Here is a 23678-nt window from a genome sequence, read left to right as displayed (position 1 = left end):
CCACGGCTACCCCTCCTGGTTTCCCGGAACCCGCACGCCGGGGATGCGGTCGGCGAGGGCGGCGTGGCGGTCCCTGAGCTCGCGCTTGAGGATCTTGCCGCTCGGGTTCTTCGGCAGCGCGTCCACGAACGCCACGGCCTTGGGCACCTTGAACGCGGCGAGCCGCGTCCGTACGTGGGCTCGCAGCTCCTCCTCGGTGACGGCCGTGCCCGGCTTGGTCACGATGATCGCGACGACGGCCTCGATCCAGCTCGGATGGCGGACCCCGACGACGGCCACCTCCGCGACCGCCGGGTGCTCGTAGACGACCTCCTCGACCTCGCGGCTCGCGACGTTCTCCCCGCCGGTCTTGATCATGTCCTTGATCCGGTCGACGACCGTGAGATAGCCCTCCTCGTCCATCACCCCGAGGTCGCCCGAGTGGAACCAGCCGCCGCGGAACGCCTCGGCGGTCTTCTCGGGGTCGTCCAGGTAGCCGAGGATCGCGTGCGGGCTGCGGTGCACGATCTCCCCGATCTCCCCGGGAGGAACGTCGTTCCCGTCGGCGTCCACGACCCGGGTCTCGACGTTCAGCGCGGCCTGGCCGGCCGAGCCCGCCTTGCGGATCTGGTCCTCCGGCTGGAGCATCACCGCGACCGGCGCCATCTCGGTCTGGCCGTAGAAGTTCCACAGGCGCACGTCCGGCAGCCGCTCGCCGATCTCGCGCAGCACCTCGACCGGCATGATCGCCGCGCCGTAGTAGCCCTTGCGCAGCGAGGACAGGTCGCGCCGGTCGAAGTCGGGGTGACGCAGCAGCGAGATCCACACCGTGGGCGGCGCGAAGAACTTGGTCACGCCGTGGCGCTCGACGGCCTCCAGTACGGCGGCCGGGTCGGCCCCGGGGAGGATGTGGCTGGAGGCGCCGAGCTGGATGTCCGGCACCAGGAAGCAGTGCTGCTGGGCGCAGTGGAACAGCGGCATCGCGTGCAGTTCGACGTCGTCGCGGGTCATGCCGCCGTCGATGACGCAGCTCGCGTACTGCGCGATCAGCGCGGCGTGCGACAGCACGGCGCCCTTCGGGCGCGACTCCGTGCCCGAGGTGTAGAGGATCTGCGCGGGATCGTCGGGACCGATCGGCTCGACCGGCTCGACCGGCTCGGCCACGTCCACCTGAAGCAACGAGTCGAACGGCTCCCAGCCCTCCTCGGGCGCCGGGCCGTACACCATGCGCAGCCGCAGTCCGCCGGCCCGCTTGGCCGCCTCCCGCGCCACCGGCAGCAGGGCGTCCTGCGCGATCAGCGCGACCGCGCCGGAGTGGGACAGGACATAGGCGATCTCGTCGGCGCCGAGCATGAAGTTGACCGGCACGAGGACGGCCCCGGCGCGGGCCACGCCGAAGATCGTCCGCACGTAGTCCACGCTGTTGCGCGACAGCACCGCCACGCGGTCCCCGGGACGCACGCCCCGGGCGATCAGCGCGCCCGCCACCCGCGTCACGTCCTCGTCGAGCTCCGCGTACGTACGGGATCGAGCGGCCGGGGAGTGGGCCGCGTCCGCGACGGCCAGACGGCCGGGGTGCCGCCGGGCGGAGCGCCGGAGCAGGTCCGCGAGCGACTGGCGGCGGGCGAGGGCGACATCCGGCGAGGCGGGGGACATGAGCGGCTCCAACACCTGAACAGAGGAATCTTCTGGATCAGCCTAGTGAGAACCGATCACCCTGGGGAGAGGGCCGCCCCCGGCCCGCTGTGCGACGGCCAGGTCCGCGACGGCCCGCGCTGCGACGGCCCGCGCTGCGACAGTCCTGGGCGCCGCGGCACGCCAAGGGTGCCGCACCCGCGCACCGTCACGGCGGCGGCCTGCGCCGACCCCTTCGCCGGCGAGGCGTTCTGGACGGACGGCGCTCACGCCTACGTCCGCCGCGACGCTCGGGACGAGTTGCTCACGCCGTCGGCCGGATCACGACTGGTGGACGTCAACCTCGATCCGCCGTTCCCGAACGCGCCGGCCTTCCGGGCCGCCGGGCTCCTCGGCGACCCGGGCTTCGCCGAGCGCTTCCGCCCGCGGGTCGTCTCCACGACCCTGGCGGTGGCGTGGGTCGCCGCGGGCCGGCGCGCCGCGTACGTCACCGACGGCCACCTGCGCGACAGCGTGCACTTCGCGAGCGGGATCGCGCTGTGCCAGGCCGCCGGTTGCGTGGTGACCGGCATCTACGGCGAGCCGCCGCACACCGGCGCGGGCGGGCTCGTCGTGGCGGCCGACCGGGAGACGCACGACGCCTTACTGGAGGTCATCGCCATCGGTAGGTCCACACGGACCTGAAGAACGAGGCAGGCTCGGCGTCGAGGAAGGGGACGTCGAGCCGGTCGTCGGCCAGGGCCTCGGCCAGTGGGACGCCATCGCAGATGTGGGCCAGCATCACCGGTGCGGCCCCCGACTGCCCTGCCAGCAGCACGGTCCCGCCGTCGTGCCGCCGCATCCGCTCCAGGAAGAAGTCGTGCCACCGCTCGGCGACCTGGGCCCAGCTCGTCCCGCCGGGGTAGGGCGTTTCCGCGAAGGCCGCCTTCTTCGGAGTCTCCGCCAATGGTCTGCCCTTGAACGTGCCGTAGTCGACGTTGTTGAGCCTGGCGTCCGGAACGGGAGCCGCGATGCCCAGGAGCTCGGCGACCAGGCGGGCGCTGGACAGGTGCCGTAGCGTCTGCGGCGCGTAGACGGCTCGGAAGACCGGACCGATCGCCCCGAGAAGCGGCCTCGCCGTGGCCAGCCGGGCGGTGAACTCGCGGGCCGATTCCCCGGCGACGTCCTGGTCACGGGAGCGCAGCCCGCTGCGGTTGTCCCTGGACGGCAGGTGCCCCAGGAGCGCGATCGTGACAGCGTGCGGCATCTATCGCCCTCGTTCCGGATAGCCGTAGCGTTCGAGGATGTCGGAGTGCCTGCGCTGGAAGCGGAGGAGATGCTCCTCGGAGAACTCGTCGACCCAGCCGTACGCCCTGCCTTGTGAGAACGTCCTCGCGAGAGGGTCGTAGGCCCGCTGGGCCATGTCGGCCGGGTCACCCGAGATGCCCAGAGTGACCATCAGTTGCGCCACGGCGAGATCGCGCTCGTGGTCGCCGCCGCCGCCCCGCGCGCCCACCAGCGTCTCGTAGGAGGTCGTCAGCACGTCGGGGTGATCGAGCAGCCAGGCGTTGTCCCGGAACGACCAGGTCAAATAGGAGTCGAGGTTGTCGATCGCGTGCGTCAGCCGCCTCTCGCCCGTGGGGAGGCTCCGCAGCACGCGAGCGTACATGGTGTGGAACGGCAGCCCGGTGAAGCCGCCGGAGACGTTCTGCTTCAGCAGGTAGCGGATGAGGGACAAGATCACCGCCCTCGGATCCCGGTAGTGGTAGATCACAGGGAAGTCGTTCTCGCACCACAGCGAGAAGAGCGGGCGTGGATACTGCAGCGGTCCTCCGACCGTGGGCATCGGCAGGGAGTGCACCAGGTAGGCCGAGCCGGGTCCCAGAGTGGGAAGGTAGTCCGCTTCGTTCTTCTCCCAGAGTCCGCCGGGGTACGGAGAAGGCCCGGTTCCCTCGCCCGAGACGGTGTAGCCCAGCGCCCGCATGAGCGCGGCCACGAGATTGGTCCCGCTTTTGTGCAGCGCGACCACGCCCACGAACGGCTCACGGACGGCTTCGTGCACCACATCGGACCGGGGATTGGCCGTGAGCGCTCGCCGTATGTCCGCCCGATCGCATCCCGGCAGCCCGACGATGACGTCCGCCGCCGCGGCACCGAGGGCGAAGCCGTGTTCCCGCAGCGCCCGACGGATCGCCGGATCTTCCCCAACCAGGAGCAGACGCCCGCCGGGGGGCGAACCCAACGACGTGCATGCCGCGAGATAGTCCGCGGGCCCTGCGGAGGGAGGCAACGTCAGGATCATCGATGGCCCTTCGGATTGAGCGGCATCAGGACGGAATGATCAGCCGACGTGCCCGGGCGTCGACGCACATCCATTTCGCCGACTTGCACGACTCGAACTGCTGCAACCCGACGCCGATCGCGGCGCAGACGCCGAGTTCGGCGCATCGGATCGCCATGTGGGAGTTCACCCCTCCGTAAGCCGTCACCAGCGCGGCGATGCCACGAGAGAGCACCCAGTCGTAGCCGGGATCCGCCGCTTCGACCAGCACGACGGCGCCGGGCGGCGGTGGGTGGTCGGCCGTCGGGTCGAGGTGGACCGGACCGGTGGCGCTCCGCGTACCGACGAAGCTGGGCCTGCCGGGGGCTCGGCTGAAGGACAGGAGGTCCTCGGGCTGAGTGATGACATCCGGCAGTTCCAGCAGCGCCGCCTGCCGTCGTAGCTCCTCGCGCCGGCGGACGACCAGCGAGGCGCAGGCCGGGTTGTCTTCGCCGATCTCGGACAGCCGGAGGTAGGTCAGATCGGATCGGCTGAGGTGCGCCCGGGCCGCACGGGCGGCCGCCGACTCGAGCGCCGCGCTGACCCAGGCCGCGTACATCGTCTTCCCCGCCTCTCGGGCGCGGATCGCTTCGCGGAAGAACGCCTCGGCGCGAGTGGCGTCCAGCCCGAGGGGCGCGAGCGCCTTGCCGACGGCCGCGGGATCGGCGACGAGAGGGACGCTCGGCTCCGGTGGTCCATAGGTGAGGAGAGGCTGACGCAGGAGGGGCCTGAGATACTTCTCCGCCTGCTGCCCGTAGGGCGGCACCGTGGGGTCGTAGGTTCCGGGGCGCGTCCATTGATGGCGCTCCACGAAGGAGGCCCACGTCAGGGTGCCGTCGTCGACCGCTGCGGCATCTCGCCGGAGGCCGCTTGCCACGGAGTGGATGCTCCGCATCCATTCGGTGCGGTCCCCGGCCAGCCCCAGTTCCTCAAGGGAGCGCAGCAGGTCGACCGCGACGAACGCGGCCCGTGCGAGATGGGCGAAGATGAGGGCGATCCGTCTGGCCACGGCCAGGGTGTCGGTCAGGCGGTCCGGGTGCGCGTCCACAAGTGCCGGCGACCGGCAGGCCGCCAGCGCGGCGGCGTGACCGCTGAAGCCGTCGAGGATGCTCCTGGTGACCGTGATCAGACCGCCGTGCAGGCGCCGGAGCGCCCCGCCCGGCACCCCCTCGCGGCCGAGCCGCGCCAGCCGCTCTCCCGCATCGGGCGTCCAGCAGGTGGTCGCGACGGCGAACTCGACCTTGTCGTGCAGGCCGGGTTCGCCGCGCAGGCGCTCGCCCTGAGCCCGCACGATGGCCTGCGCATCCTCGCGCGGCAGGGCCGAGGGCAGGAAGGACGCGAGGCAGGCGCGGACGTCGATGTACGGCGAACCGGCGACGATCCGCATCAGGGGCGTGCCCCGGAGATCGGTGTAACCGCATTCCGCGCGCTGACGCGCCCAGGTCCTGTCGGTGATGAGCGTCCGGTACAACGACATGGCCAGAGGGGACGGGCGCCGGCCGATCATCTCGGCCGGGTTCCAGTCCGCCATGGTGGACAGCAGCAGCCCGTCGCCCAGCTTCCGCAGCCGGTGCATCGCACGCTCGACCAGGGCGTACGAGTCTCCCTCTTCGGCCTCACGCATCATGGCGGAGACGAGCGGACGCACCTGCAGCAGGTGAACGGCTCCGCCGGCCACGGCCAGTTCGAGGTCCAGGCTGTCCGACCCGGTCACCTGCTCCACCTCGGCGGTCGCGGCGATCAGGCGCCGGTCCGTCTCGGGGATCCCGGCCCCTCCACCGTCCTGCCCGTGGCTTCTGTGTACGTAGCGGATGCCGGCGAGGTCACCGGCTCCGCTGGTGATCCGGTCCGACCGGCCGCTGACCTCGTCGACGACCACCGTGTAGTAGGGCGCTCCCCCCAACGTTCTCGTGGTGATGACGCACGCCGCGTCCACGGGATCGAGCCATCGCTGCACGAAGACCCGGCTGCGCCCCCGCAGGGCCGGATAGCTGTGGAAGACCCGGTCGATCGCGCCGGTGGCGTCGGCCCCGGGCTCCACGACGACGCTCGCGTACTCACCGGCGTGGGACTGCTCCCAGCCGTCCTCGCCGTCACCGCAACTGCGGACGATGACCGCGTCCCTGCCGGAGAAGTTCGCCAGCCGCTTCCTCGTGCCGTCCGGGTCGAAGCTCCAGGTTTCCCAGTCGATGCTGAGCCCCGGATCGATCCTGCTGCCGTCCAGGAGAGACGCAAGTCTTCGCAGCGTCACGTCCTTGCCTCCCAGCAACGCGCGGGAGCGCTGCCAGGGGTCCTGGAGAACGGCCAGGCCACGCCGCATCCTCGCCGCGGGAACGTCGTGGCCGGCCACGAGGTGCCGGGCGAGCGTCCCGGGACGCGTGGCGATGAGGTCGTACGGCAGATGCCGGCAGCCGTTCAGCGCCTCCAACGCCGCTTCGCCGAAGCTCACCCCGCACGGCGCGGGTCTCCGGGCGACCACCGTGGTCCACATGCCGATGCCCGGGGTCCGCACGATCGCCTCGGCGGCCGAGGGGAGGGGAACCGTGCCCGGCGGAATGCGCACCGCCGATCGGAAGCCGGACAGCGGAAATCGCGTGCGTGCCGCGGCCCCTTCCGCGAAACAGGTGGCTTCGGCTCCGATCTCGGAGAAGATGCAGCTCAGCAACAGGGCGATCCGCCTGTGGGACATCCATGGTGCGGGGGCGTCCTCGTCGCCTGGCGATATCACGGCCACTTTGGTGGTCAAGCCGTCTCCAACCTGCCGCCGGGACACGGGCTGGTGATGCTTCGTGAACAAATCGCCCCAGTATCGCCAACGCCGGGTGAACCACCAGAGGCCTCAAAGGGTGACGGTTGTGTGTCTCCCGGCGAAGGCCGCGGCCCGCGGCGCCCGGCGGCTCAGATGCTTTCGGGCTCGCCCTCGTCCACCTGGTAGGTCGTCTCCCACGCGGCGCCGCAGTGGCAACTGCTCCGCTCCAGCAGCTGTCCGTCCTCGGTGACGGCGTAACCGTCGGTGAGGCGGACGTGGACGTGCACGCTCATAGGAGTCGCCTTCGTGGTCGTCGACTGTTCGGACGGCCCTGGGGCCGAACCCCTGAAGCCTTATGGGTGTTATATACCAAAATGGGCGATTTTTGACCAGAAAGCTATCGAGCGACGCGGTAGATCTCGTTCAGCAACGCCGCGGCCGCGCCGCCGCCGGGCGCCCCGCTCACCGCCCCGCTCACCGCCACGGTCTCCCACATGGGAGCCGGATCCGCCAGCTCCAGGAAGCGCACGCGAGCGGTCTTCGCCGAGAACGACCGCGGGACCAGGGCGACGCCGAGGCCGTTCCCCACGAGGGCGAGCAGAGAGTGGACGTCGGTGACCTCCAGGGCCACGTGCCGGTCGACGCCGGCGGAGGCGAGCGCCTCGTCGGCCCGCGTCCGGGTGCCCCAGTCCGGCGGGAAGTCCACGAACCGCTCGCCTCGCAGCGCCTCCAGCCCCACCTTCCCGCATGCCGCCAGCGGGTGCCCAGGCGCGCAGGCCAGCACGAGCGGCTCGGACGCGAGGGGGGCCACCACGAGGTCGTCGGGCTCGCGCGCCGGGCGAAGCACCAGGGCGAGGTCGAGGCGCCCCTCGCGCACCTGCTCGACCAGCTCGCCCGAGCCGCCGTGGCGCAGCCGGATGTCGAGGCCGGGGTGGGCCGCCACGAACCCGGCGAGCACGGTCGGCAGGTCCACCGCGTGCAGGCACTGCAGCGAGCCGATGGACAGCGATCCGCGCAGCAGGCCCTGGACGGCGGCCACGGCGTCACGGGCCGCGTCGCTCGCCGCGAGCGCCCTGCGGGCCTCCACCAGCAGCGCCCGGCCCTCGGGTGTGAGCCGCACCTGCCGGGTGTTGCGCCGGAACAGGTCGGCGCCCAGCTCCCGTTCGAGCGCACGGATGGACGCCGACAGGCCCGACTGCGCGATGTGCAGACGATCGGCCGCCCGAGTGAAGTGGCTCTCTTCGGCGACCGCCACGAAGTACCTGAGCTGCCGTAACTCCACCGTTCATCACCTATGCTGCTCAATGCGATCGAAATCTTCTGTTGGACGGCTTAATGCCGAATTCGCAGGATAGGACACAGAACTCTGATCTGTGTCTTTCAAGGGGGGATCTTCCTATGCGGACTCGCCGCATCGGCGACGTGCAGGTCGGCGCGATCGGTCTCGGGGGCATGCCGATGTCCATCGAGGGGCGGCCCGACGAGCAGCGCTCCATCGCGACCATCCACGCGGCCCTGGACGCCGGGGTGACGCTCATCGACACGGCCGACGCCTACCACCTGCACGCGGACGAGGTGGGCCACAACGAGGCGCTGATCGCCAAGGCTCTGGCGAGCTACGGCGGCGACACCTCGGACGTGCTGGTCGCCACCAAGGGCGGACACCTGCGGCCGGGTGACGGCTCCTGGACGCTCAACGGCTCACCCGACTATCTCAAGCAGGCGTGCGACGCCTCACTCAAGCGGCTGGGCGTCGACGCCATCGGCCTCTACCAGTTCCACCGGCCCGACCCGAAGGTGCCGTACGCGGACTCGGTCGGGGCGATCCGCGACCTGCTGGACGCGGGCAAGATCCGCTACGCCGGCATCTCGAACGCCGACCCGGAGCAGATCCGCCAGGCCAACGACATCCTCGGCGGCCGTCTGGTCAGCGTGCAGAACCAGTTCTCCCCGGCCTTCCGCTCCAGCGAGCCGGAGCTGGAGCTGTGCGCCGAGCTGGACATCGCGTTCCTGCCCTGGAGCCCGCTCGGCGGCATCTCCAGGGCGGGCGAGCTGGGCTCGCGCTTCGCGCCGTTCGCGGAGGTGGCGCAGGCCCGCAACGTGAGCCCGCAGCAGGTGTGCCTGGCCTGGATGCTGGCCAAGGCACCGGTCGTGATCCCGATCCCCGGCTCGTCGCGGCCGGAGACCATCACCGACTCGGTTAAGGCGGCGGACCTGGAGCTGTCGGCCGAGGAGCTCACCCGGCTCGACGCGGCGGGCTGAGGATCACCTCACTCGTCCGCCCACTGACGGTGCCGGGCCGCCGCGGCCAGCGCGGCGGCCCGTGCCGTCTCGGTCGGCGTGAACGGCAGGTCCGGCCGCCGCGCCACCAGCACGCCGCCGGCGGGCAGGGGAACGGCCATCACGGTCGGTCCTTCCTCGGGAGCCGGCTCGCCGGGGCCGCACCTGCGGATGTCCGCCGTACGCAGCAGCTCGGTCATGGCCGCGACCAGCTCGCCCGGGTCGTCGCGTACGCGCCGGCCTAGCAGCAGCGCCTGGATGCCGGGGTCGATGAGGTCCCTGACCTGGGCGGGGACGATGACGGCCTCCGCGCCGCCGGCCCGGTCGACCGCGCGCCACAGGTCGAGGGGCGTCAGCGAGGCCGGGGCCTCGACGATGAACTCGTCCAGGGCGTCGCAGCCTCCCGGCATCATCGACGCGCTCCCGGCGGGCGCGATCTGCAGGGCGAGGATGTTGCAGCGCAGCCGGGCGAGCGCCCCGGCGAGCTCGGCGAGGCGGCCGGGGCGCTCGGCGACCCTGGCCCGAACCCGCCACAGGCTCGTGGACTGCGCGGCCCTGACGCGGGCGCGTGCCCGTAGGCCTCCCGAGGCCGACAGCCGCCGGTGCACGGCCGAGCCGAGGATCAGTGCCAGGCCGAGGCCGACGAGGACCACCGGACCGGGGTCCCGGTGGCCGAGCAGGGTGGTGAGCAGGTGGGCGAGGCCGACGGCGATGAAGAGCGCGGCCAGCTCCCCGACCTCCCGTCGCCAGGACCGGACGCCGTGGTGCCGGTGCTGCGGGAGCCCGTGGTTCGGATGCCCGTGGTTCGCAAGCCCGTGGTACGGAAGCCCGTGATGCGGGCCGGGAGACGCGTGCCCGCCCCCGTCGGCGGCATTTCTCGGTTCGCTCATATCCCGGGAGTCTGACCCGGCGTTGTTACGCGGTCACGGTCCGTGGAATGTCGCCCGCATTAATCCGCTTTCACACGCCCGTCGCCTCTGCCGCCAGATCATCGGGGCGCCGGTCAGCCGTCCTGACCCAGAGACAGAACGGGTGCCCCGCCGGATCGAGGTAGACCCGCACGTCGTCCTGCGGCTGGTGGCCGGCGAGGGTCGCGCCCGCCTCGACGGCGTGGGCCCCGGCGGCGTCGAGGTCGTCCACCTCGATGTCGAGGTGGAGCATCATCCGCTGCCCGCCGGGCGCCGCGGGCCATACGGGCCGCTCGTACAGCTTCTCGGTCTGGAACGACAGGCCCGTCCCGCCGCCGGGGACGCGCAACGTCACCCATCCGGGCTCGTCGTCGTCGATCGGCCAGCCCAGCAGCCGCTGGTAGAAGACCGCCAGCTCGCGTGCGTCGGGTGCGTCGAGCACCGCCGCCGTCAGGGTCATGCGTGGCGTCATGCGTCCTCCCGGGATCGTCGCCGTGCTGCTGCCCCGTTGCCCGCGGATGAATCTCAGGGGATGATCTTCAAGTCACAGGATCGTGGGAGCGATCCCATCGGCGAGGAATGGAACGCATGGACGACTTCGGACAGGCACCGGCGGGCATCGATCCCACCGTCCCCAGCGTCGCCCGGATGTACGACTACTACCTGGGCGGCAAGGACAACTTCCCGGCCGATCGGGAGGCCGCCGAGAAGATGCTCGCCATCGGCCGCCAGATGGGCAACGACGGGCGGGAGGTCGCCCGGGAGAACCGCGGCTTCCTCGGCCGCGCCGTGCGGCACCTGGCCGAGTCGGGCGTCACCCAGTTCATCGACATCGGCGCCGGGCTGCCGACGCAGGAGAACGTCCACCAGGTCGCGCAGCGGCACGCCCCGGGATCGCGGGTGGTGTACGTGGACAACGACCCCGTCGTCCTCGTCCACGCGCGGGCGCTGCTGGCCGACAACCCGGACACGATGGTCATGAGCGGTGACCTGCGCGACCCCGGCGTCATCTTCGACGACCCGGCGGTGCGGGCCCACATCGACTTCACCCGGCCGTTCGCCGTCCTCCTGGTCTCGGTGCTGCACTTCGTGACCGAGGACGAGACCGCCGCCCGCATCGTGGCGGAGATCCGGGAACGGCTGGTTCCGGGCGGCCACCTGGTGCTGTCGCACATCTACAAGGGCGACATCCGGGAGGAGGTCGTCGAGGCGAGCAAGCAGGTCTACTCGGCGACATCCTCGGGCGGGCTGGCGGGCCGGTCGCTGGCGCGGATCACGTCGTACTTCGACGGGCTGGAGATCCTGGAGCCCGGCCTGGTCCCCGTGCAGGCGTGGCGGCCCGACGTTCCCTGGGAGGTGCCGGCGGACCCGGGCGACGCCGGCATTGTGGGAGCCGTCGGCCGCAAGCTCTGACCGCGCGGCGGGCCCGTCGCCGACCGGCGGCGCGGGTGGTCAGGCGCTGACGGCCTTCTTGTAGAGGCGGGTCGCCAGCGGGATGAACACGACCAGGATGACGGCGATCCAGAGCAGCGATGCGGTAACGGCATGCTGCAGGGGCCAGGCGTCCGCGGTCTTCATCGCGGTGCTGGTGTTGCCGAACAGTTCGCGTGCGGCCTGGGTGATGGTCGAGACGGGGTTCCACTCGGCGACGACGCGGAGCGGCGTGGGCAGTTCGGAGCTGTCGAGGAAGGCGTTGGAGACGAACATCAGCGGAAAGGAGAGCGTGGTGGCGATGTTGTTGAAGCTCTCCGGGGTGCGCAGGGCCAGCGCGACGGTCGCGGTGAACCAGGAGAACGCGTAGGCGAACAGCAGCAGCAGCCCGAAGCCGAGGACGGCCTCGTGCGGCGCGGTGTGCACCCGCCAGCCGACGATCAGCCCCATCACCGCCATGACGACCAGGCTGGCGAGGTTCATCAGCAGGTCGCTGACGGTCTGGCCGATCAGCACCCCGGACGGGGCCATGGGCAGCGAGCGGAACCGGTCGAAGATCCCCTTCTGCAGATCCAGGGTCAGTGTGTAGCCCGTGACCTGCGCGCTCACGAGCACGGCCTGGACGAAGATGCCGGGGATCAGGAACTCCCGATAGGACATCCCCGGGATGTGGATGACGCTGCCGAAGACGTAGGCGAACATCAGCACGAACACGATCGGGAACGTGATCGCGGAGCCGAGCAGGTCCGGCGACCGCCTGATCTTCAGGGTGTTGCGCCTGGCGATGGTCCAGCCGTCGGCGATGGGCATGGTGAGCGCGTTCATCGGATGGCCTCCCGGGCCTGGGGGTCGGTGCCGGACGCCTGGTGCCCGGTCAGGGTGAGGTAGACGTCGTCGAGGGTGGGCCGCCGCAGGCCGGCGTCGCGCACCCGCACGCCGGCGTCGGCGAGCCCGCCGAGGACCTGGCGGAGCGACTCGGGGCCGTCGGCGACCGGGGCGGTGACCTGGAGCGACTCCGGCCCGGTCTGTACGGCGCCCACGGCGAACCGGGCGAGGATCTGCCGGGCGGTCTCCAGTTCGGCGGCGTCGGTCACGGTCAGTTCGACGCGGTTGCCGCCGACCTGGTCCTTGAGCTCGTCGGCGGTGCCCCGGGCGATGGCGCGGCCGTGGTCGACCACCATGATCTGGTCGGCGAGGTGGTCGGCCTCCTCCATGTACTGGGTGGTGAGCAGCAGCGTGCTGCCGGCCGCGACGAGTTCCGAGATGGTGTCCCACAGCGCGGCGCGGGCACGGGGGTCCAGGCCTGTGGTGGGTTCGTCCAGGAAGAGCACCGGCGGGTCGGCGACCAGGGCGCCGGCGAGATCGACACGGCGGCGCATGCCGCCGGAGTAGCCCTTCACCGGACGGTCCGCGGCGTCGGTGAGGTCGAAGCGTTCGAGCAGCTCACGGGCGCGGGCCTTGCTGCGCCTCGCGCCCAGGTGGTAGAGCCGCCCGATCATCTCCAGGTTCTCGGCGCCGGTGAGGTGCTCGTCGACGGCGGCGTACTGGCCGGACAGCCCGATGGACGAGCGCAGCCGCCGGGCGTCGCCGACGACGTCGCATCCGGCGACGGTGGCACGGCCGCCGTCGGGGCGCAGCAGGGTGGTCAGGACCCGCACCGTCGTGGTCTTGCCGGCGCCGTTCGGGCCGAGCAGGGCGAGCACCGTCCCTTGCGGGACAGACAGGCTCAGCCCGTCCAGAGCGGTCACCTCGCCGTATCTCTTGACCAGTCCCTCGGCCGTGATCGCGTCGCTCATGGGGGTCTCCTTGCTGGTGTGTTCGGAGGTCAGGACCGGTGGACGTCGATGTCGCCCCAGTTGGTGTTCACGTGCACCTCGACGACCGTGTCGGTGGTCTCGGGGCCTTCGGCGGCGTCGAGGGTGTTGCGCACCACGCCGTTCTTGGTGTGCAGGTCCAGCCAGGCGGCCGTGCCCTCGGCGATGCCGACGCCGACCTTGCCGTAGCCGGTCTCCAGGTGGAGGGCGCCGCTCACCGCCGCGTGGATCCGGATCCCCCCGTGCGCGGTCCTGGCGGTGAGGCCGGCCAGCGCGCGGTCGACGACGATGTCACCGTGGGCGGTCTTCAGCTGCAGGTCACCGGTCGCCTCGCCGAGGCTGATGGCACCGGTGGAGGTTCTCAGCGTGCAGGGGCCGTCGACGGTTCCGACCCGGATCGTCCCGGTGGAGGTGGTCGCCTCGGCGGGGCCGATCACCCGGTCGACGGAGATGTTGCCGTACGACGCCTTGACCTCCAGGGGGCCGGTCTCCTCCAGGCGCAGGTCGCCGTACGAGCTGTGCAGGACGGTCTGGCCGAGCGGGCCGGTGGCGACGAGATCCGCTGCGCCCTGGGTCTCGACGCGGGAGCCGGCCGGCAGTTCGACGGTCACGTCGATGGAGCCGCGCCAGGGCAGCAGGTATCTCAGGGCCTTGGGCTTGGGGTCCTTGATCAGCAGCCGTCCGGCGGAGAACTCGACGATCGTCCGCTCGGCGACCTGCACGCTCGCCTCGCTGGACGGGTCGCTGGGGCGCACCTCCACCACGGTGTCGGCGCGGTCGCTCGCGTGGACGCGGACCTGGCCGAGGTAGATCTGGATGTCGGCGGTGATCGGCTCGGGGGTGTCGAAAGCAGGCATGGCGGAGCCCTCCTCACGGGTCCGGTGGAACATCCCGGCCTCGGGGCCGGGCGAAGAGTGGTGACAGGTGATGAGACCGGGCGGGTGCGGCTAGCGCACCCAGCCGGTGTAGCTGCGTCCGCTCCGGGGCTGCTGCGGCCGGTCGGCGGGACCGCTTCCGGCGCCCGGCTCGAACGCGGCGGACACAGCGCGGACCAGCCAGGCGTTGACCGATATTCCCTGCCGGGCGGCCGCCTCCTCCACCCGCACCTTGAGGTGCTCGGGCAGCCGCAGGGTCACCCGCGCGGTGCCCCCCTCCTCGCCGAACGGCGGCCCGGCGGGCGGGGTGGCCTCCCGCGCCGTCGTCGGCGCTGTCGGTGGCAGGGCCGGTGGCAGGGTCGGCGGTGCGGCCGGCGGTGCGGTCTCCGCCCCGCCGGCCCCGCCCTCCGATGACGGCGCCGACTGCGGTGGCGTCACCACGAACGCCGGGTCGCCGCCACGTAGCCGCACGTCGACCGAGCCCGGTGCGAGATCACGGGTGATCTCGTCCGCCGCCGCCGACAGCGCCTCCAGCAGGGTGAGCCTGGTGGCGGATTCGAGGGCGGAGGTGAGGTGCTCTGCCAGTGCGCGGGTATCCGGACCGCCGGCCTCGGCGGCGACGGCGAGCTGACGGCGAAGGTTCTCGACGTACGGCATCAGATCCATGACCCAACTATGACGTCATAATGACGTCACGTCAACCGGCTATGGCGTCATGGTGCGTCGCGGTGACGTCATGGACGGGCTGCGGCTGGCGCGGGGATCAGCGCAGGGTGCGGGTGAGCACGTCGAGGGTGATCTCGATGATGTCGTCCGCCGTGGCAGTGGGCTCCGGGTCGTGTGCCACCGCGTCGTGTGCCACTGGGTTGTGTGCCGCCGGGTCGTCTGCGGCAGGGGCATGTGCGGCCGCGTCGTGTGCCGCCGGGTCGTGTACGGCCGCGTCGTGTGCCGCCACATTGTGTGCCACTGGGTTGTGTGCGGCCGGGTTGTGTGCCGCCGCGTCGGGCATGAGGCGGCGGGCCCCCGCCCGCAGCACCCCCCACGCCAGCTCGGCCCGCAGCGCCGGATGGTCGGCCCCGGCCTCGCGCAGCGCGTCGGCCAGCGGTGCGATCAGCGCGCCGTGCATCTCGTCCACGCGGACCCGGCACTCGCCCGGCAGCCCGATCGCCTGCAGCGCCGGGATCAGCGCGTAGTCGGGGCTGCCGACGAAGTCGAGCGCGGCCCTGCCGTACGTGCGGATCCTGCCGGGCAGCGAATCGTCCGGGCCGCCGGGGGCGATGGCGGCGCGCAGGCGGGCCGACCAGCGGGGAAAGGCGTCCTCCACGAGCTGCGCCAGGATGTCGGCGGTGGAGGCGAAGTAGCGGTAGACGCTGGAGCGGGCCAGGCCGATCCGGGCGCCGACGGCCGCCGGGGTGAGCGCGTGCACGCCCTCGGCGGCCAGGATCTCCCGCGCCGCCTCCAGCAGGGCGGCGTGCTGGTTGGCCCGGTGATCCGCGACGGTCGCCGCGCTGATCCTCGGCATTACCCCCTCCAGAGTCGCTAAATGTCCAGGTCGCGACCTCCAGTATCCGGCCCGCCCGCCGCGACTCGCTCCGGCGACTCATCCTGGGCGACCGGTGTGCGGGGAAGCAGGAGGGTGATGCCGACCCCGGCCAGCAGCGTCAGCGCCGTGATGAACGTGACCCTGCGGGTCGCCTCGGCGGCGGCCTCGACCGCCACCGCGTGGATCGCCGGGTCGCGCAGCGCGGGAATGGCGGCGCCGGCGCTCTCCTCGACCGCGCGCGCCGCACTCGTGCGCACCTGCTCGGGCCGGCCGGCGAGCCCGCGCTCGACGGCCGAGCCGAGCCCGGACACCAGCACGCCGCCCAGGATGGCGACTCCCAGCGCCGCGCCGAGCTGGCGGACCGTGCTCTGGAGCGCGGACGCGCCGCCGGACAGACGCGCCGGCACGTCGGCCATGAGGACGCCGGTGAGCTGCGCCGTGGCGAAGCCGATGCCCGCGCCGTAGAGGAGCAGCCACGGCACGGGCCGCCAGGCGCCCATGTCCGGCGCCAGGGACAGGCCGATGCCGGCCGCGCCGACGGCCTCCAGGCCCAGGCCGATCCGCACGATGGTCCGCGGTGCCAGCGTCTTCGACAGCGGGGGGACCAGCCCGCCCGCGAGGAAGGTGCCGAGGGCCAGCGCGGCGATGACGAGACCGGCGCGGAAGGCGGTGTAGCCGAGCGCGGACTGCAGGAAGAGCGGCAGCACGAGGATCATGCCGAACTCGCCGAGCGCCACGATCACCGCCGCCATCGCGCCGTAGCGGAAACTCGGCAGCTCGAACAGCGTCAGGTCGACGAGCACGGGCAGGCCGGCGCGCTCGCGCCGCCGTTCGCGCACGACGAGGGCGATCAGCGCGATGATGCCGATGCCGAAGGCGAACGGCACGGGGGAGACGCTCTCGAACCGCAGGCCGAACAGGTCCGCCGTCCGCCGCGGCTCCAGCCAGCCGTACTTCTGGCCCTCGATGAGCGCGAAGACGACGCCGGTCGTGCCGAGCACGGCGAGGACGAGCCCGGCCAGGTCGCCGCCCGCCGCATGGCCGTCCCGCGACTCGGGCACCCGCAGCGAGCCGAGCAGCAGCAGCGCGCCGATGGGCAGGTTGATCCAGAACGCGGCCCGCCAGCCGTGCTCGGTGACGAGCCAGCCGCCCACCAGCGGGCCGACGGCGGCCATGCCGCCGATGATGGAGCCCCACACCGCGAAGGCGATCACCCGCCGTCGGCCTACGTAGACGCGGTTGATGATCGCGAGGGTCATCGGAACGGCCATCGCCGCCCCCACCCCCTGCACGGCTCGTACGCCGATGAGCATGGGCCCGTTCACCGACATGGCCGCCAGCACGCTCGCCAGCAGGAAGACCGCGACACCCAGGGCGAACAGGCGGCGCCTGCCGTACCGGTCGCCGGCGCGGCCGAACGGGATGAGCAGCGCCGCGAACATCAGCGAGTAGATCGAGTTGACCCACTCCACGTCGGTGGCGCCGAGACCCAGATCGGCGATGATCGCGGGCACCGCCACGTTCACGATCGTGGCGTCGATGACGACCATCGACACGCCGGTCGCGAGCACGACGAGGGGGATCCAGCTCTGGCGCGAGGTTGGCGACGGCATGTCGCGAACTATAGCAACATCATGTCGCCAAGCCGCTCACGAGGGAGCGCGGCGAGCGCGAGCCCGGCGTTTGCCCTCGTGCATTGCCTGGACGCGGGCGACCGGGATCGTGTGGCCCTCCTCGATCAGCTCGCGGGGCAGCCACTGGGGCTCCGGCATGAGCGCGGCCCACGGGTCGCCGTCCCGTAGCAGCCCCGCCGCCGTGCGGACGGTGAAGTCGCCGGGCGTGACTCGGTCCAGGTCGTCCCAGGCCACCGGGAACGACACGGGGACGCCGGGCCGTACGCGCGGGCTGTAGGCGGCGACCACGGTCGCCCCGCCGGATCGGGTCGAGTCGATGAAGACCCTGTCGCCGCGGTCCTCCCGGATGAACGCCGTCGTGGCGAGGGCGGGGTCGAGGCGCTCGGCGCGCACACCGAGCGCGCGGGTGGCCGCCGCCACGTCCTGCGTGGTGTGCGCCTCCAGCGGCACGAACACGTGCAGGCCCTTGGCGCCGCTGGTCTTCACCGCCCCCGCCAGGCCGGCGTCGGCCAGCGCCCGGCCGGCCAGGCGCGCGGCGGCGACGGCCTGCGGGAACGCCTCGGCCGACGGCGGGTCGATGTCGAGCACGAGATGGGTGGGGCGGTCCCAGTCGCCAGCGTGGACGAGGGCCGGGTGATACTCCACCGCGCGCTGGTTGGCCAGCCACAGCAGGGTGCGCCGGTCGTCGCACAGGGCGTACGAGACCCGCCGCTGCGACGACTCGGCCCAGACGGTGACCGTCCGCACGAAGTCTGGGGCGTAGGAGGGCACGTTCTTCTGCATGAACGGCGCCTGGCCCTGTCGCACCCGCACCACCGACAGCGGGCGCTCGCGCAGCACCGGGATGACGCGGTCTCGGACCGCGTCCAGGTAGTCGACCAGGTCGCGCTTGGTCGCACCCGCGCCGTCGAACAACGGCTGGTCGAGGTTGGTCAGCGTGACTCCGTCGCGCACCTCATCGCTGGTCATCGCCTCACCATGCCCCCGCTCGGGCTGGGGAATCAACCGTCGAGCGGGGCCAGGTAGCCGCGCAGGACCTTCTTCAGCTCGCGCACCTCGGCCTCCCGCTCCTCCGCGGAGGCCGCCACCACGACCGGCGTCATCGCCTGGAAGATCTGCACGAGCACCCGCGCGCTGCGGGTCCTCTCGGGGGCGGACAGGCCGGGCGACCGTACGGCGAGGATCGCCTCCACCCGGCCGAGCAGCGCCGACTGGATCGGCCCGGCCGCCGTCGCGAGACCCGGCGGCATGTCCGGGCGGGCGAACAGCGCCTTGAACCCCGGGTTGGCGATGTTGAACGCCACCAGCGGATCGACGACCCGGTCGATCAGTTCGTCCAGGTCCATGGCGGCCACGTCGGCGGGGGCGAACGCCTCCCCGTGCGCCGCGCGCATCTGAGCGGTGAACCGGTCGGCGAGTGCCTCGGCGACGGCCTCCTTGCTGCGGAAGAACTGGTAGAGCGACCCCGGGGAGATCCCGGCCGCCGCCGCGACGGCGTTCGTCGTGGTCTTCTCGTAGCCCTGCTCGGCGAACACCGCCGCCGCGGCGTCGAGGATCTCGCTCATTCGCCGCTCGCCGCGCGCCTGCCGCCGCCGGGGCCGCGCCTCCTCGCTCTCCATGGCACTCCTCATTGTCAATACGAGCGATTGCTCGTATTCTCTCGCAGTAAACACGAATGATTGCTCGTAAAACTATCAGGGGGGCTCGTGCCGTCCGGAATCGTCGTACGCAGAGCGCGGTGGGTCGTCGTGGTGAGCGTGTTGATCACGCTCGTCGCCGGGGTCGTCGGCGCCGGGACCATCGGCGCGCTGTCCCTCAACAGGTTCGAGGCGCCGGGCTCGGAGTCGGTGCGGGCGCGCGACGACCTCGCCCGGCTGTTCCGCACCGGAATCCCCAATGTCGCGCTGCTGGTCACCGCGCGCAGGGGGACGGTGGACGGCGACCCGGTCGAGGCCGCGGGACGGGCGCTGACCCGGGAGCTCGCGGCCTATCCCGGCGTCGGCGACGCCTGGTCGTACTGGACGAGAGGTGCGCCCGCGACGCTGCGCTCCGGCGACGGCCGGCAGGCGATGGTGCTCGCCTGGGTGCCCGGCGACGCCGACAGGGTGCGCCGTGCCGTGCTGCCGGCCCTGACCCCGCGCTTCACCCGGAGCGACGCCGTGATCGACGTCCGGGCCGGAGGCTCGGACGAGGTCTTCCGCGCGGTCATGGAACAGGCCCGGCAGGACTTCGTCCGGGCCGAGCTGGTCGTGCTGCCGCTGGTCCTGTTGCTGCTGTGGCTGGTGTATCGGCGAATCGCGGCGGCCCTGGTCACCCTCGGCGTCGGGATCTTCGCCGTGGCCGGGTCGCTGGCGTTGCTGCGCGGCGTCGTGCTTGTCACCGAGGTCTCGACGTTCGCCTCGAACATCGCCCTGGTCATGGGCGTCGGGCTCGGGGTCGACTACGGGCTGTTCATGATCTTCCGGTTCCGTGAGGAACTGCGGCGGGGCCTGCCGGTGCCCGAGGCGGTGACGCGGACCGTCCGCACCGCCGGGCGCACGGTGCTGTTCAGCGGGGTCACCGTCGCCGCCTCGCTGTCGGTGCTGTTCGCCTTCCCCTTCCCGTTCCTGCGTTCCTTCGCGTACGCGGGGGTCGCGGTCGTGGTCGCCGCGATAGCCGGCGCGACCGTCGCGCTCCCGGCCACGCTGGCCCTGCTGGGTCACAGAGTGGCCCGTGCTGGTTCTGCCCGAGTCGAGCGCCGCGGGTTCTGGCACGGTCTCGCCCTGCGCGTGGTGCGCCGTCCGCTGGTGTTCGGCGGGGCCGCGCTGGCGGTCGTGCTGCTGCTCGGGTCGCCCTTCCTCGGCGTCCGCTTCGGGCTGCCCGACGACCGGGTGCTGCCGTCCTCGGCGCCCGTGCGGCAGATGTACGACCAGATCCGGGCGGGTTTCTCCCAAGAGGAGGCCGACGCGGTCCACCTGGTCGCGCCGGAGGGGAGCGCCGCCCAGGCGGGGCCGTACGCCGCCGCGCTGTCGCGGGTCGACGGGGTGGTGCGGGTGGACTCGGCCGCCGGGTCCTACACGGATGGCCGGCCGGTCCCGGGGCCCGCGGACACGCGTTTCGCCGCCGCCCGCGGCACCTGGCTGTCGGTGGTGGCGACGAGCGACCGTCTCGACGCCGACGCGCCCGGGCTGGTGCGCCGGGTGCGGGCCGTCCCGGCGCCCTTCGCGGTGGAGGTGGGCGGCTACCCCGCCGAGTTGACCGACTACCGCGACGGCGTGACCGCGCGTCTGCCGCTGATCGGCCTGCTGATCGTGCTGGTGACGTTCGCGGTGCTGTTCGTCATGACCGGCAGCGTCGTGGCGCCGCTGAAGGCGTCGGCGCTCAACCTGCTGAGCCTGTCAGTGATGTTCGGCGCACTGGTGTTCGTCTTCCAGGACGGCCACCTGTCCGGGCTGCTCGGCTTCACACCCACCGGGTCGATCGAGCCGAGCATCCCGATCCTGATGTTCTGCGTGGCCTACGGGCTGTCGATGGACTACGAGGTCTTCCTGCTGGCGCGCATCAAGGAGGAGTGGGACCGGACGGGTGACGCCGTGGCGTCCGTGCCCGCGGGCATCGCCCGCAGCGCGCCGCTGGTCACCGCGGCCGCCGCCATCCTGGCCGCCTCGTTCGCGGCGTACGCCACGGGACGGGTGGTGTTCCTGCAGCAACTCGGTGTCGGTATGGCGCTCACGGTCGCCGTCGACGCGACGCTGATCCGCGGCGTGCTCATGCCCGCGCTGATGCGGCTGGCGGGCCCGGCCAACTGGTGGGCCCCGGGCCCGCTGCGCCGCCTGCGCCGGGTCTTGTCTGTCTCGAATATTGAAACATAATTGCTCGAATGGCGAGACGCGTGGGATCGTGGACGACATGGCGAACGAAACGGCCGTGTACACCCACGGCCACCACGAGTCCGTGCTGCGCTCCCACCGCTGGCGTACGGCCGCCAACTCGGCGGCGTACCTGCTGGGCGAGCTGAAGCCCCACATGCGGATCCTGGACGTCGGCTGCGGTCCTGGCACGATCACCACCGACCTGGCCGGACTGGTCCCGCAGGGCGAGGTGATCGGCCTCGACAGCGAGCCGGGCATCCTGGAGCAGGCGCGCCGGGAGGCGCAGGCGCGCGGCCTGGGCAATGTGAGCTTCACGACGGGCGACGTCAACGCGCTCGGCTACCCCGACGCCTCCTTCTGCGTGGTGCACGCCCACCAGGTCCTGCAGCACGTCGGCGACCCGGTGGGCGCGCTGCGCGAGATGCGGCGGGTGACCAAGCCGGGCGGGATCGTCGCGGTCCGCGACTCCGACTACGCCGGCTTCGTGTGGTATCCGCAGATCCCGGCCCTGGACGACTGGCTCGACCTCTATCGCCGGGTGGCCAGCGCCAACGGCGGCGAGCCCGACGCCGGGCGCCGCCTGCGGGCCTGGGCGAGGGAGGCCGGATTCACCGACATCACCTCGTCATCGTCCACCTGGTGCTACGCCGCCCCGGAGGAGCGGGACTGGTGGGGCGGGCTGTGGGCCGACCGCACGGTCCAGTCCTCCTACGCGGACCGTGCCGTCGAGGGGGGCCACGCCACGCAGGACGACCTGCGGCGGATCGCCGGCGGGTGGCGGGAGTGGGCCGCGAGCGAGGACGGCTGGTTCAGCGTCCCGCACGGCGAGATCCTCTGCCGCGTGACCTGACCCGGCCGCGCCCGCCGGAAGCCAGGGGGCAGGATGGAGGTGTGACTGGCTGCCGCGCGCTGCCCGAGGAGGGGTGAGATGCGGTCGGCCGCCGGGGACCCGGTGACGTTGTTCCTGTGCGGCGACGTCATGCTGGGCCGGGGCGTCGACCAGATCCTCCCGCACCCCGGCGATCCCGCGCTTGAGGAGTCGTCCGTCCGGGACGCCCGCGCGTACGTCGAGCTGGCGGAGGAGGCGAACGGCCCGATCCCGCGGCCGGTCGGCTACTCCTGGCCCTGGGGCGACGCCCTGGAGGTGCTGGACGAGGCCGCCCCCGACGTACGCGTGCTGAACCTGGAGACGAGCGTCACCCGTGGCCGCGACTTCGCTCCGGGCAAGCAGGTGCACTACCGGATGAACCCGGCCAACCTCCCCGCCCTGGCCGTGGCCCGGCCCGACGTGTGCGTGCTGGCCAACAACCACGTGCTCGACTTCGGCGCAGGCGGGCTCACCGAGACGCTGGACGCGTTGGCGGGGGCGGGGCTCGACCAGGCGGGCGCGGGACGGGACGAGGACGAGGCGCGGCGGCCCGCGGTCGTGGCGCTCCCCGGCGGCGGGCGGGTCCTGGTGTTCGCGGTCGCGATGCCGTCCAGCGGAGTCCCCGGCGAGTGGGCGGCGGCCCGCGACCGGTCGGGGGTGGCCTTCCTGCCGGGGCCGTCCCGCGACGCCGCGGCGGCGACGGTCCACCGTGTCCGGCAGGCCAGGCGGCCGGGGGACATCGTGGTCGTCTCCATCCATTGGGGTTCCAACTGGGGCTATGAGGTCGAGGACGACCAGGTCGAGTTCGCGCACGCGCTGGTCGAGGGCGGCGTCGATCTCGTCCACGGCCACTCCTCTCACCATCCCCGCCCGGCCGAGGTGTATCGGGAGCGGCTGATCCTCTACGGCTGCGGCGACTTCATCGACGATTACGAGGGCATCGCCGGTTACGAGAAGTACCGCGACGACCTGCGGCTGCTGTACTTCGCGACCGCCGAGGCGGCGTCGGGGCGGCTGCTGGAGCTGCGGATGGCGCCGATGCGGGCCGCGCGGATGCGGCTGCGGCACGCCCGCGGCGAGGACCGCGAGTGGCTGCGGGCGACGCTCGACGGTATCTGCCGGGAGTTCGGCGCGCGGGTCGCACCGGCGCCCGGCGGCACGCTCGCCCTCGCACCGGCCGCGTAGGAGGTGGTCACGATGCTGGTCCGCGAGATCATGACGACGCCGGTGGTGACGGTCCGGCGCACGGCGACGATCAAGCAGGCCGTCCGCCTGCTGTACGAGCAGGACATCACGGCCGCGCCGGTGGTGGACACGGCCGGGCGGATGGTCGGGATCGTCAGCGAGATGGACCTGCTGCGCGGCGAGTTCGGGGCCAACCCCCGGGCCTTCCTGCGTCCCGAGGCGCTGCCCACCGGCGGGCCGCCGGCGCTCGTCGAGGAGGTCATGACGCCGCGCGTCGCCACCGTCGGGGACGGCGCCGACACCATGGACCTGGTCGAACTGATGATCACAACCGGGGTGAAGAGCGTCCCCGTCCTGCGCGACGACGAGCTCGTGGGGATCGTCAGCCGCCGCGACCTGATGGGCCTGCTGGCCCAGGGGGACGAGCGGATCCGCGAGGACGTGCTGGCGGCGCTGCGCGACTGCGCCGACACGGCGTCGTTCGGCGCGGCCGTGCGGGACGGCGTCGTCGAGCTGTACGGCTCCGGCGACGAACGGTCGGCCCGCATCGCCGGGCTCGTCGCCAGGACCGTCCCCGGCGTGGCCGACGTCGTCTTCCCCGAGGGCCTCGTCAGCTAGGTCGCCGGG

The 23678-nt window shown here is 72.3% G+C and carries 23 protein-coding genes; 7 read left to right on the top strand and 16 right to left on the bottom strand.

Going from position 1 to position 23678, the window contains the following annotated elements; translation table 11 throughout:
• Window positions 1-6: 6 nt before the first annotated feature.
• On the bottom strand, window positions 7-1635 hold the full coding sequence (locus ACGFIB_RS21880) for a fatty acyl-CoA synthetase (protein ID WP_393374459.1): 1629 nt from the start codon (window positions 1633-1635) through the stop codon (window positions 7-9).
• Between the two features lie 45 nt (window positions 1636-1680).
• On the opposite strand from ACGFIB_RS21880, the gene ACGFIB_RS21875 reads away from it, so the two are divergent.
• The gene (locus ACGFIB_RS21875; protein WP_393374457.1) at window positions 1681-2298 is read left to right on the top strand and encodes an inositol monophosphatase family protein; all 618 of its coding nucleotides are present in this window, start codon (window positions 1681-1683) and stop codon (window positions 2296-2298) included.
• On the opposite strand, the gene ACGFIB_RS21870 is transcribed toward ACGFIB_RS21875, so the two are convergent.
• The 5 genes from ACGFIB_RS21870 to ACGFIB_RS21850 form a co-directional block, all read right to left on the bottom strand.
• Complete coding sequence (locus tag ACGFIB_RS21870) at window positions 2267-2860, bottom strand: histidine phosphatase family protein (RefSeq protein WP_142572293.1); 594 nt, start codon at window positions 2858-2860, stop codon at window positions 2267-2269. The two genes, ACGFIB_RS21875 and ACGFIB_RS21870, sit on opposite strands and share 32 nt — an antisense overlap.
• Window positions 2861-3655, bottom strand: coding sequence for a hypothetical protein (locus ACGFIB_RS21865; protein ID WP_393374455.1), 795 nt, complete (start codon window positions 3653-3655; stop codon window positions 2861-2863).
• Between the two features lie 265 nt (window positions 3656-3920).
• The gene (locus ACGFIB_RS21860; RefSeq protein ID WP_393374452.1) at window positions 3921-6659 is read right to left on the bottom strand and encodes a PEP-utilizing enzyme; all 2739 of its coding nucleotides are present in this window, start codon (window positions 6657-6659) and stop codon (window positions 3921-3923) included.
• A gap of 152 nt (window positions 6660-6811) precedes the next feature.
• Complete coding sequence (locus ACGFIB_RS21855; protein WP_167748310.1) at window positions 6812-6955, bottom strand: hypothetical protein; 144 nt, start codon at window positions 6953-6955, stop codon at window positions 6812-6814.
• Between the two features lie 104 nt (window positions 6956-7059).
• Entirely contained in the window at window positions 7060-7944 is an 885-nt protein-coding gene (locus tag ACGFIB_RS21850; RefSeq protein WP_357245128.1) for a LysR family transcriptional regulator, read from the bottom strand.
• 116 nt (window positions 7945-8060) lie between these two features.
• Between ACGFIB_RS21850 and ACGFIB_RS21845 the strand changes: the two genes are divergently transcribed.
• The gene (locus tag ACGFIB_RS21845) at window positions 8061-8924 is read left to right on the top strand and encodes an aldo/keto reductase (RefSeq protein WP_357245126.1); all 864 of its coding nucleotides are present in this window, start codon (window positions 8061-8063) and stop codon (window positions 8922-8924) included.
• A gap of 8 nt (window positions 8925-8932) precedes the next feature.
• Here ACGFIB_RS21845 and ACGFIB_RS21840 read toward each other — a convergent pair whose 3' ends face one another.
• Window positions 8933-9832, bottom strand: coding sequence for a hypothetical protein (locus ACGFIB_RS21840; protein WP_393374450.1), 900 nt, complete (start codon window positions 9830-9832; stop codon window positions 8933-8935).
• Window positions 9833-9902: 70 nt separating this feature from the next.
• A complete protein-coding gene (locus ACGFIB_RS21835) occupies window positions 9903-10322 on the bottom strand; it encodes a VOC family protein (RefSeq protein WP_357245122.1) in 420 nt (139 codons plus the stop codon).
• A gap of 116 nt (window positions 10323-10438) precedes the next feature.
• Here ACGFIB_RS21835 and ACGFIB_RS21830 point away from each other — a divergent pair, with 116 nt between their 5' ends.
• The gene (locus ACGFIB_RS21830; RefSeq protein ID WP_393374447.1) at window positions 10439-11263 is read left to right on the top strand and encodes an SAM-dependent methyltransferase; all 825 of its coding nucleotides are present in this window, start codon (window positions 10439-10441) and stop codon (window positions 11261-11263) included.
• 39 nt (window positions 11264-11302) lie between these two features.
• Here the strand turns inward: ACGFIB_RS21830 and ACGFIB_RS21825 are convergent, their stop codons facing one another.
• From ACGFIB_RS21825 to ACGFIB_RS21790, 8 genes are all read right to left on the bottom strand, one after another.
• Complete coding sequence (locus tag ACGFIB_RS21825; RefSeq protein WP_393374444.1) at window positions 11303-12106, bottom strand: ABC transporter permease; 804 nt, start codon at window positions 12104-12106, stop codon at window positions 11303-11305.
• Window positions 12103-13077, bottom strand: coding sequence for an ATP-binding cassette domain-containing protein (locus ACGFIB_RS21820; RefSeq protein ID WP_393374441.1), 975 nt, complete (start codon window positions 13075-13077; stop codon window positions 12103-12105). The genes ACGFIB_RS21825 and ACGFIB_RS21820 overlap by 4 nt, the downstream gene beginning before the upstream one ends.
• A gap of 29 nt (window positions 13078-13106) precedes the next feature.
• A complete protein-coding gene (locus ACGFIB_RS21815; protein ID WP_393374438.1) occupies window positions 13107-13952 on the bottom strand; it encodes a DUF4097 family beta strand repeat-containing protein in 846 nt (281 codons plus the stop codon).
• A 90-nt stretch (window positions 13953-14042) separates the two neighbouring features.
• The gene (locus ACGFIB_RS21810; RefSeq protein WP_393374435.1) at window positions 14043-14636 is read right to left on the bottom strand and encodes a toxin-antitoxin system HicB family antitoxin; all 594 of its coding nucleotides are present in this window, start codon (window positions 14634-14636) and stop codon (window positions 14043-14045) included.
• Window positions 14637-14733: 97 nt separating this feature from the next.
• A complete protein-coding gene (locus tag ACGFIB_RS21805; RefSeq protein WP_393374432.1) occupies window positions 14734-15492 on the bottom strand; it encodes a TetR/AcrR family transcriptional regulator in 759 nt (252 codons plus the stop codon).
• Window positions 15493-15509: 17 nt separating this feature from the next.
• On the bottom strand, window positions 15510-17126 hold the full coding sequence (locus ACGFIB_RS21800; protein WP_393374429.1) for an MFS transporter: 1617 nt from the start codon (window positions 17124-17126) through the stop codon (window positions 15510-15512).
• Window positions 17127-17162: 36 nt separating this feature from the next.
• Entirely contained in the window at window positions 17163-18116 is a 954-nt protein-coding gene (locus tag ACGFIB_RS21795; protein ID WP_393374426.1) for a DNA polymerase domain-containing protein, read from the bottom strand.
• 32 nt (window positions 18117-18148) lie between these two features.
• Window positions 18149-18766, bottom strand: a complete 618-nt coding sequence (locus tag ACGFIB_RS21790; RefSeq protein ID WP_208762288.1) for a TetR/AcrR family transcriptional regulator — start codon at window positions 18764-18766, stop codon at window positions 18149-18151.
• Window positions 18767-18853: 87 nt separating this feature from the next.
• Between ACGFIB_RS21790 and ACGFIB_RS21785 the strand changes: the two genes are divergently transcribed.
• The 4 genes from ACGFIB_RS21785 (at window position 18854) to ACGFIB_RS21770 (ending at window position 23669) form a co-directional block, all read left to right on the top strand.
• On the top strand, window positions 18854-20998 hold the full coding sequence (locus ACGFIB_RS21785) for an MMPL family transporter (protein WP_393374423.1): 2145 nt from the start codon (window positions 18854-18856) through the stop codon (window positions 20996-20998).
• 37 nt (window positions 20999-21035) lie between these two features.
• The gene (locus ACGFIB_RS21780; RefSeq protein ID WP_393374420.1) at window positions 21036-21848 is read left to right on the top strand and encodes a methyltransferase domain-containing protein; all 813 of its coding nucleotides are present in this window, start codon (window positions 21036-21038) and stop codon (window positions 21846-21848) included.
• A 78-nt stretch (window positions 21849-21926) separates the two neighbouring features.
• On the top strand, window positions 21927-23051 hold the full coding sequence (locus tag ACGFIB_RS21775) for a CapA family protein (RefSeq protein ID WP_393374417.1): 1125 nt from the start codon (window positions 21927-21929) through the stop codon (window positions 23049-23051).
• Window positions 23052-23063: 12 nt separating this feature from the next.
• Complete coding sequence (locus ACGFIB_RS21770) at window positions 23064-23669, top strand: CBS domain-containing protein (protein ID WP_191049783.1); 606 nt, start codon at window positions 23064-23066, stop codon at window positions 23667-23669.
• Window positions 23670-23678 lie beyond the last annotated feature (9 nt).

The organism is Microbispora bryophytorum, from assembly GCF_043197435.1.
Taxonomy (GTDB): Bacteria; Actinomycetota; Actinomycetes; order Streptosporangiales; family Streptosporangiaceae; genus Microbispora; species Microbispora bryophytorum.
This window is presented reverse-complemented; position numbering and strand designations above follow the sequence as displayed.